The organism is Nitrospirota bacterium (genome assembly GCA_040757595.1).
GTDB lineage: Bacteria > Nitrospirota > Nitrospiria > Nitrospirales > Nitrospiraceae > JBFLWP01.
On the sequence record JBFLWP010000018.1, the window covers coordinates 57,754 to 66,742 of the forward strand.

Here is an 8,989-nt window from a genome sequence, read left to right on the forward strand (position 1 = left end):
CAAACCGTCGGTCATTGACACTGGAACTGCAGTCCCCAGAACCGACGGGTCGTGAGCAGGTCATCCGCGTCCAGCCCGGAATTACGGGTTTCCCCCTTGGTCTCCCCCTCGCGGACGATCCGATAGCCCTTCCGGCAGTGCTCCTCGATCATGGTGAGGGCCTCGGCTCGGAATCGTGAGGCATAGATGCTCTCCCGGTCCTTCTTGAGCGGATAGGCCACCACGCCTCCCTGCTCATTGAGTTGAAGGAACCGGGCCCCTTGCGCGCATGCCGCGCAGAGAAGCAGGAGGGAGGCGACGGCGGCTCCGCGGCCCGCTCGCTGCATGGACTTGCGACTCACTCCGGCAACACGAACCCGTAGCGCGTCATGATGTGCCTTCCCTCTGCACCCCGCAGGAAGTCCAGAAAGGCCTTGGCTCCTTCGGCATTGTTCGCACCCTTGAGAATCACCGCCCCCTGCTCGATGGTCGGGTGCGCCGAGGCTGGGATCTCCCAATGCTTCCCGGCCGCCTTCATCGAAGGGGCCAAGGCCAGCGACAGCGCCACGATGCCGACGTCGGACGCCTTCGACTCGACGAACTGGGCGGCCTGAGACACGTTCTCGCCGAGGACGAGCTTGTCCTTGACCCGATCATAAACCTTGTAGTGTTGCATGGCGGCCACCGCCGCTTTCCCGTACGGGGCGTGCTTCGGATTCGCGATCGCGATCCGCTTGATCGAGGGATCCAGCAGGACCTCCATCCCCAGCTTGTCCACGGCCAGGGGCGAGCCGTTCGGCGCCCAGACCACGATCCGCCCCACTGCGTACTTGTAGAGCGAACCGGGCACCGCGTGGCCGGTCTCGATCAGCTTCTGCGGATACCGGACATCGGCCGAGAAATAGAGGTCGAAGGGCGCCCCGTTGTGGATCTGGGAGAAGAAGTTGCCCGACGACCCGAGGGAGAGCCTGACGCGGGTCCCGGTCCTCTTCTCGAACTCCCCCACGATCTCCTTGAACGCGAAGTTCAGGTCCGAAGCCGCGGCCACGGTGATCTCCTCGGCTCCCGACGCCGTGGACCCGAGGCAGAACCAGGCCAAAACTGCCATGACGATCCCGATGCTCCTCACAACCATGGAGAATCCTTTCTTCGTCGCCTCACGTTGCCCTCGTCGCGCATCGTCCGGGCCCCATCATACCTGACCGGAGGGATCAGAAAAAGATCTGAAGCTGGACGCGCAGGGCATTTTCGACCAATGTCCCGCCGCGAGCGTCCAGGGGCACACAGCCAGACGGCCAGGCCGTCGTCGAGTTGCACTGCGATTGGTCGCCGTTCACCGTGTTGGGCAAGGGATTGCTGCGGCCGATCGCGTACCCGCCGGTCCCCATCGCGACGTTCGAATAGGTGATCATGAACTGGTAGTCGTAGGTCCCGAATGGAAACCAGTTGAGGGACAAATCCACCTCCTTGATCAGATCGCTGGCCGAGTGGGTATCCGGATCCCAGTAGGCATAGCGCGCCGCAACCTCCAAATGGCGGGGAATGAGATAGTAGCCGGACTGGACGTACCAGCCTGTCGCGTTGCCGAGTAACCCTGGGGCGTAACCAGTGCAGGGCCCTCCGACGCTGCTCGTCTGCACGCAAGGCAGTCCCTTGTTGTGGCGATTGATGTTCTTGAAATAATATTCGCCCTGAAGCGAGAACCCGCGGTATTTCAAGACCGCGTCCAGCCCCCAGGTCGTGTAGTCCACGACTCCCCATCCGAGCTGACGGCCGTTTCCGAAAGTCGCCAACTGCCGGCGCCAGTTGAGGTTCGCCAGGTCAATGCCGATGAAGGCGTTGTCGCTGCTCGTGTTGATCCCCGGGTTGTAGGCGAAGTTCCCGGCCACCGCCAACTGCGGCGTTTCCGAATAGGCCAGGTCCCCCTCCCCGTAGCCGGGCCGCCCCGTCACGTTCCACATGAGGCGGGCCGAATACATGAACTGGTTGATCCAATTGCCCCTGAAATTCGCGTTCAGATTCCGTTGATTGGTGGGGCAGGAAGGGGTCGGGAACGGATTGCTGCCGGTCTGGCCGCCGGGACAACCTTGGGTCGGCTCTTCGCTTTCAAAGGACCCGTAGTCGGTGAAGAGCGGGCCGCCCCCATTGAACATCCCCAGATAATAGTTCACCGGGTAGAGCTCGTCGTCGTTCATGATCGTCAGGCCGATGTCCCGGCGGTTGAGCCCGTTCGCGGTAAAGGCGTCCATCACGAGGGCTCGTTCCGAAAACTGCATCGAGGCGGTGTTGTTGATCTGGGACCGGTTGAAATACACCTTGTACTGGCCGGCCTGGACGTTGAACAGGGGGAAGTGGGTGCTGGTGACGTAGAAGTCCAACAGGTTGGCCGAGCCCGGTGTCTGGGCGTTTTCCGCCGTTTCGAATCCGAGCTGCATGAAGTATTTGAAATCCGGGTTGAAGATGTGCCCCGTGAACAGGAGCCGGGCCCGCCGCAGGTTGAATTGGGAGTAATTGTTCGTCGAGCGGTTCGCCCGGTAATCCCCGAACACTCCGAGGAGCTCCGGAAAGTTCTTGGCGTCTCCCGGATTCCTCCAGGCGTCGTTCCGCCACCTCGTCGTTTCCCGGAACTGCGCGCGGGCACGAATCTTCAGAAAAAACGCATTGTCGTTCACCGAGACGTTGAAGCCCCGGTCGTACCAGAGCTTAAAGGGGCTCTGGGTCAGATAGGCGTAGGTCTCCGAGTCTTTGAGAGCCTGTTCGTACTCTTCCTGGGTGATCAACCCCTTCTCCAGAGCCCGCTCCATGAGGAGCCGCAAGGCCGGGTCCTGGGTCTCGACGAACACGTACTTGCCGTCCTTCTCGATCAGCTTCCCCGACTCCACCGCGTGAGCAGGCCGCGGGTCGCCCCACGCCGCCGTCAAGGTCACGGCCAGCAAACATGCTCTCAGGAGCCGGCTCCAGAGCCGGTCGTCCCAAGTCTGTCGAGCCAACATGGCCGCCAATACCTCCTGAAACGAAGACCGACGAGTGGATGCCCGGGATGGCGGCCTCATTACTTCTCAATGGGCAGGTCTGCGGACTTGAGGAAGTCGCGATACAGCACACCTCGTTCACCCACAGCCGGATCGGTGCTCCAGAAGCGGTTGGGCTCGAAATAAAGGAGGAAGGTGCCGGACTCAGGCGGAATGGCCGGATAGCGCAGGTCCCATTGTTCCTCCTTCCGGATCGGAAACTGTGCGTGAAAGTGCTCGAGTGTGAAGTGGAAGTAGGGATCGCGGACGGCAATCCAACCGCCGGTCGCGTCGTGCTCGTAAGCGGGATTCATGCCGGGAGCCAGCAGCAGGAAATGCACCCGCTCCTCGGGACCCGCTTTCTGGAGCGCCTCGGCCAGAAAGGGAACGAGCGCGTCCAGTTCGTCCTGGCGGAAGATTTTTTTCGGCGGGACTTCTTCGGCGAACCAGCGGAGCGGCAGCCGCTGTTTTTCCCGGAAGGAGAAGGCCGCGAGGATCGCGGCCAGGTCCCGGGGACTGAATTGCACCGGATGGGTGTAGCCGGCCGGCTTCACCTCCCGTTGAATCGTGACCACCGCGCGCTGGCTCTCATGGACCGTCTGAACGGTGTACGGAAGCCGCGCGCAGCCCGCCGCAGACCACAGCCCGCCGACCAGAGCGGCCAGGATCGTTATGTTGCGCCAACGACCACGCGTCTCGGAATCCCGCATGTCGCTCTCCGATTAGAAATTATAAATTATAATATGTAATGTATAATGTCATCACTGGCCAAAAAAATTTCCGGTCCGTCTACGGCCCGACCGGCAGGTATCCCAAGGCCTTCACGACCTTCTGGGCCTCTCGAGACTGGATAAAAAAGAGGAACTCTTCGCCCAGGGAACGGTTCGGACAATAGCGCTCCATCGCCATGGAATGCACCGTCGGTCGGAGGCTGGCATGCTCGGCCGTAGCCACAACGCGGATCCGCTCCTGCTCCCGAACCGCATCCGGCCCGAAAATGATCCCGACGTCGGCCCGCCCATACAGCAGGTGGTCCAGCACGCCGCGGGCATCCGAGGCCACATCCAGCCGCCCTTTCACATCGTCGGCAATGCCGACCGCTTCGAAGAGCTGGCGGGTCTGTCTGCCCAGCTCCGTCAACGTCGGATCCGCGACCGCGATGCGATACCCTGCCCCCCTCCCCAATTCCTCGAACGAGGCGGGTGCTTCCACAAGCGCGGCAGGAACGACCAGAACCAGGGGAACGACCGCATAGGGACGCATCGTGCCCGGAAGAACGTAGTATTTCGCCTCCAGTCTCCGGATCAGCTCATCGCCCCCCGGGGCAATCAGATGGATCGGGCCGGTCCCGATGAAGTGCTTGCCCGTGTTTTCCATCGTCGCGATGGTCCGCCTCAGGTCCAGTCCCGAGTCGTAATACACCCTGACTTTCACGTGCGGATGGCGTCGTTCGAACGCCCGGCTCAGGGCTTCAACTGGGACCTTCAAGCTGGGCGAAGCGGCAATGACCAGCGACTCCATCGCCAGCGCCTCGTGCCGCCCTTGGACGCCGGCACCTGGCAGGGCCAAAACCAAGACGCAGACGCCCCAGCCATATCGCCAACCTTTCGCTCGCCCTTTCATCGCCCCCTCGTTCGAAGGCCGGCGCTCACAATTCCCGCACCTTCCCGGTTTCTCTCGTATCGTAACCGCCCATCGCCTCCATTTCGCGGCGGAAGGGCCGGCTCACGATGGTGTCCAGCAAGACGGCGAGGCCGGGATGGACCGTGAGATACTTGGCCGGAACCACCAGATCGTACCGTTCTTCCTGCAACGGGATGAAATCCAGACCCAAGAACCGGGCCGCCGATCGGACCCCCATGCCCGCGTCGGCCAACCCTTCGGCAACCAACCGTCCCACCTCCAGGTGCGACCGTGCGATCCGCTGATAGCCGTTGACTTGAGCGGATGGAATGCCGGCCATCGCCAACCGCCGATCCAAAAGCAGCCGGGCGCCGGCTCCCGGCTCGCGATTGACCAACGTCACGTCCTTCCTGGCCAGGTCAGCCACCGAACGGATGCCCTTGGGATTTCCCGCCCGGACCAGCAAGCCCTCCTCCCAGGCTGCGAAGGTCACGACCCTGACCTCCTGCCCCTTCATGTGCCGCCGGATGTACGGCAGGTTGCTTTCCCCGGACTTCTCATCCACGATGTGGAGGCCGGCCACGTGGATCTCTTCCCGCTTGAGCGCCTCAAGAGCAGCCACGCTCCCCATCGTCCAGCCGACCACGGAGCCGCGCTGATCCCGGCGACGGAAATACTCCCCGGCCAGGAAGATGGCGGGGTCGCACCCGCCGACGACCAGTTCCTCCTCCACGCCCCGACGATCCCGGAGCAGCTCGACCTTCACAGGGCCGGGCTTCCTCCCGCCCCCCCTGTGTTGATCCACCGCCTCTCTGGTCAGTCCGTCCGCGGCAACCGTGAAATTCAGGACTTCGCCGAGCCAGGAAACCGGACGGACCAGGTACCGCCCCCCCACCCGTGCCACCTTGACGCGAGTCCGTGCCGGCACCGACTCGCCCCCGATCAGTTCTCCCTCCACCACCTCACCGGACGAGATCAGGCTGAAGAGGTCCTCGACCCGACAATTGAGCGCGGTGGCCAGCCGGAGCGCGACGGCCGTGGTGGGCAGATACTGCCCGCCTTCGATCGCGCAGATCGCCTGCCGGGTCACGCCGGCCATACGAGCAAGCTCCCCCTGGGAGAGCCCGCGCCCGGTCCGCAGCCCCCGGAGGCGATTCTCAACGTTTTCGATCGGCTCCGCCTTGTTTTTCTCCCCCATGGGGGGTCCCTCATATCAGAAGAAAAGACATGCTGTCAAGTATAGTGTCACCAACCGGCCCAAAGTTCCTTCCCTCCTTCACAGACCACGGCATGTGATACTGTACCGGCACTCCCTATGCTCTGCGGAGTCAGCCTCGCCTGGAAACAGCTCATGATGACGGTCGAGCAGGCGGCTCGAACCGACTCCCCGACTCTGATCCTCGGCGAACCAGGCTCCGGCAAAGATGCGATCGCGCGGACCCTGCACCAGCTCAGCCGCAGGGACGGGCCTCTCGTCTCGTTCCGGAGCCTCGCCTTGGAGCGGCCGGCATTCGCTTCCGTCTCCCTGAACGGCACCCTTCTCGTGGACGACATCGGTCTGCTCCCGGGCCAAGCCCAGCGCCGGTTGCTGGAATTCATTGAGAAAGGACGATCTCCCTCCGACAGAGAGTCGGCCACGGCCCATTGCCGCATCATCGCCACCAGTTCAAGCGACCTGCAGGAGCTGATCCTCGCCGGACGCTTCCTGGATGATTTGCTGTATCGGATCGCGTCGGTGAGGATCCACGTCTCCCCCTTGCGTGACCGTCCCGAAGACATTCCCGTCCTGGTCGAGCATTTCCTGCGGCTGTTTCACCGGCCCGGGCTTCCCCCTCGCCGCGTCGCCCCCTCGGCCGTGGAAGCCCTCCTCGCCTATTCCTGGCCCGGCAATGTCCGCGAGCTGCGGGACGTCGTGGAGCGCCTCCTCCTCCCGGCCCAATCCGGGCCCGTCGAGGCGTCGGACGTCGCAGCGATCCTTGACAAGGGATAGTCGCTCAGACACCGGCGTCGCGGGCGGCAGGCAGTTCGCTCGGCGGTTACTCGGACGGAACCGTCACAGGTTGGGATTTTCCGGGAGGGCAAGGGTGAAGTACTTGCCCTTTTCCGTATAGAGGACCCTCTTGGCGACCAGCCGGTCGAGCGCCGGCTCGACCGGTTCGTCGCCCGCTGGCATCTTCTGCCCCCAAGACGCCTTCCTTTCGCCCCATCCCGCCTTGATCTGTTCAAGGGACCTGGGCGCCTCGTTGCAGAAGTCGATCATGAACGCGGCCGGTCCCTCGTACCGCTCACGGGAAGGACGACCTACGCCGCGACCGTCGTAGACGGTCACGTAGCTCATGGCTTTGGCATAGTACAGGAAGGGCCGGTCCGCGGAGGCGTAGCGCCGCTGCCAGTCACGGACCAGACCGGCCAACTCCCCGTACAGGTCGGGAGACACGCGCGTGTCGATCTCGTATTCGAAGTCGTAGGCAATCTTATTCAGGTCCACAACCCGTGGATCGTAGACGTAGGCATAGGCGGCTCCCGGCCCAGTGACCCTGATGCCATACCGGTCCGGCCGCATGAAATAGGGGCTGAACCGCTCCAGCCAGAACCGTCCGATCGAGTCGGGCGGCTGCAGGTGTACGATGGACGGAATCAGCCCGATCTGCCTCCGGTAGTCCTCGTCGGTCTCTCCCGGAAAGCCCAGCAGGATGTTCCAAGACACGTCCACGTGGTAATAGAGGCTCCACTTCAGACACTGGAGGTTCTGCATCGGACTCACGCCCTTGTCCATCTCGTTGAGCTGGGCTTGGCTCAGGCTTTCGATGCCCGGCTGCATGCATTTGACTCCGCCCTGGGCGAGCGTCCGGATCTGCCGTTTGTTCAGGTTGCTCTTGGTCTCGATGAAGACATCCACGTCGAGCCGCTCCTCGGCGAACTTCCCGAACACTCGGTCCACGTACTTCATGTCGATGATGTTGTCCACCAGCCGGAACCGCGTCGTGTCGTAGCGGCTCGACAGGTAATCCATCTCGCACGCCACCTGCTCCGGGGACTTGGCGCGAAACCTCATGCTCTGCGCGTTGAGGCCGCAGAAGGTGCAATGGTGCTTCTCGCCCCACCAGCAGCCTCGTGATCCCTCGTAGAGGAGGATGCGGTCCATTCCCCGGGACGGCTCCGCCCCCAGCTCCTCCCGTTGGCGGAAATAATCGTCGTAATCCGGGGGCCCCGTGCGTTCGAACTCGGAAAAAAGGCTGGGGTTCGGCCGGAACGCGATCTGACCGCCGTTCCGATACGCGACCCCCGGGGGATACCCGTCGGCCTGCCCCGCCAACACGCAACGGGCGAGGTCCGGGAAGACCAGCTCCCCCTCCCCGATCACGACGAAGTCAATCCATGGAAAGGCCCTGAAGTACTCAAGGCCCATTTCCCCGTCGTAGTTGGCGCCGCCGAAAACGACCTTCACCTGGGGATGGAGGTCCTTGATCAATTTGGCCATGGACAGGCTGGCCACGTTCTGATCGAAGGTCGACGTGAACCCGACGATCCGGTACCGCCCCCAGTCGATCGCGGTCAGCGCCCACGTGAGGAACTGGGGCGCGATCCGGGTCTTGATGTCTTCAAAATAGGAGACCGGACGGCCGCTTTGCCGGGCGATTTCCTCGAAGACGGGCTTGAACGTTCGGGGATATTCCGCGTGCTTCGGATTGTCCCGGAAAAGCAGGTGGGAGAAGAGCCACTCTCCGAACAGGGCCCGTTTCTCGCAGAGATGCTCGTAAAGCGGGACCCCGATGGTGCGGGCGAACCGCAGGTTCAGGTAGTGGCACTCGACGGGAATCCCCTGGGACTTGAGCAGGGACGTGAGGGTTCCCAACTGGATGGAGGGATACTTGGAATAACCAAAGGGCATATTGACGAGCGCCACCCGTGCTCCGTCGCTCATAGTGTGCCCTCCAGGCTGTCAACTATACAGGGGAATCGAGAGCTCTCGCAATCCCCGGCCATGCCGGCGTGATCGGGTTAGGCGCCTGCAGCCGTAGGGGACCGCGTCAGGTTGGCTCGGACGGGATTGACCGGGGCACCGCAGGATCAGATGCGGTTGAGGGATGCCGCTGGGAAGACTCGGGGGGTTGATCAGAGGATAATGCCCCATCGGCGGCACCGGCCTCACGAGGCCGTCCGATCATGATGGTGAAAGCAGCCAGCAGTACACTGCCTGAAACCAGAGCCATGCTGAGGAGCCTGATGGTCTTGCCGCTCTCCTCGCGAATTTCCTTGCCGATCTCGGCGACGGTCTCCAGGAGCCGGTCCAGCGCCAGGCTGACCGCCATCAGCTTCGGCCCCGCATTGTCCGCCGCGTGCACCTCCGCCCGGTTCCGCAGCTCCGCCGCCGC

Annotated in this window: 9 protein-coding genes; 1 reads left to right on the forward strand and 8 read right to left on the reverse strand. The window is 63.0% G+C overall.

All coding sequences use genetic code 11. The features are described from left to right. Positions 1–11: 11 nt before the first annotated feature. The 6 genes from AB1411_14615 to AB1411_14640 form a co-directional block, all read right to left on the reverse strand. The gene (locus tag AB1411_14615; GenBank protein MEW6544827.1) at positions 12–326 is read right to left on the reverse strand and encodes a hypothetical protein; all 315 of its coding nucleotides are present in this window, start codon (positions 324–326) and stop codon (positions 12–14) included. Positions 327–337: 11 nt separating this feature from the next. Next, positions 338–1,087 (reverse strand): molybdate ABC transporter substrate-binding protein, encoded by a 750-nt coding sequence (modA, locus tag AB1411_14620; GenBank protein ID MEW6544828.1) that lies wholly within the window; start codon positions 1,085–1,087, stop codon positions 338–340. A 103-nt stretch (positions 1,088–1,190) separates the two neighbouring features. Continuing rightward, the gene (locus AB1411_14625; GenBank protein ID MEW6544829.1) at positions 1,191–2,972 is read right to left on the reverse strand and encodes a porin; all 1,782 of its coding nucleotides are present in this window, start codon (positions 2,970–2,972) and stop codon (positions 1,191–1,193) included. 59 nt (positions 2,973–3,031) lie between these two features. Next, entirely contained in the window at positions 3,032–3,700 is a 669-nt protein-coding gene (locus AB1411_14630) for a hypothetical protein (protein MEW6544830.1), read from the reverse strand. A 79-nt stretch (positions 3,701–3,779) separates the two neighbouring features. Then, complete coding sequence (locus tag AB1411_14635) at positions 3,780–4,613, reverse strand: substrate-binding domain-containing protein (protein ID MEW6544831.1); 834 nt, start codon at positions 4,611–4,613, stop codon at positions 3,780–3,782. 25 nt (positions 4,614–4,638) lie between these two features. Further along, positions 4,639–5,811, reverse strand: coding sequence for a substrate-binding domain-containing protein (locus AB1411_14640; protein MEW6544832.1), 1,173 nt, complete (start codon positions 5,809–5,811; stop codon positions 4,639–4,641). Between the two features lie 117 nt (positions 5,812–5,928). On the opposite strand from AB1411_14640, the gene AB1411_14645 reads away from it, so the two are divergent. Beyond that, positions 5,929–6,603, forward strand: coding sequence for a sigma 54-interacting transcriptional regulator (locus AB1411_14645; protein MEW6544833.1), 675 nt, complete (start codon positions 5,929–5,931; stop codon positions 6,601–6,603). A gap of 63 nt (positions 6,604–6,666) precedes the next feature. Here AB1411_14645 and AB1411_14650 read toward each other — a convergent pair whose 3' ends face one another. Continuing rightward, positions 6,667–8,538 (reverse strand): RiPP maturation radical SAM C-methyltransferase, encoded by a 1,872-nt coding sequence (locus AB1411_14650; GenBank protein MEW6544834.1) that lies wholly within the window; start codon positions 8,536–8,538, stop codon positions 6,667–6,669. A 106-nt stretch (positions 8,539–8,644) separates the two neighbouring features. Then, positions 8,645–8,989 (reverse strand): hypothetical protein (locus AB1411_14655; GenBank protein ID MEW6544835.1); only part of this gene is annotated, 345 nt, incomplete at its 5' end.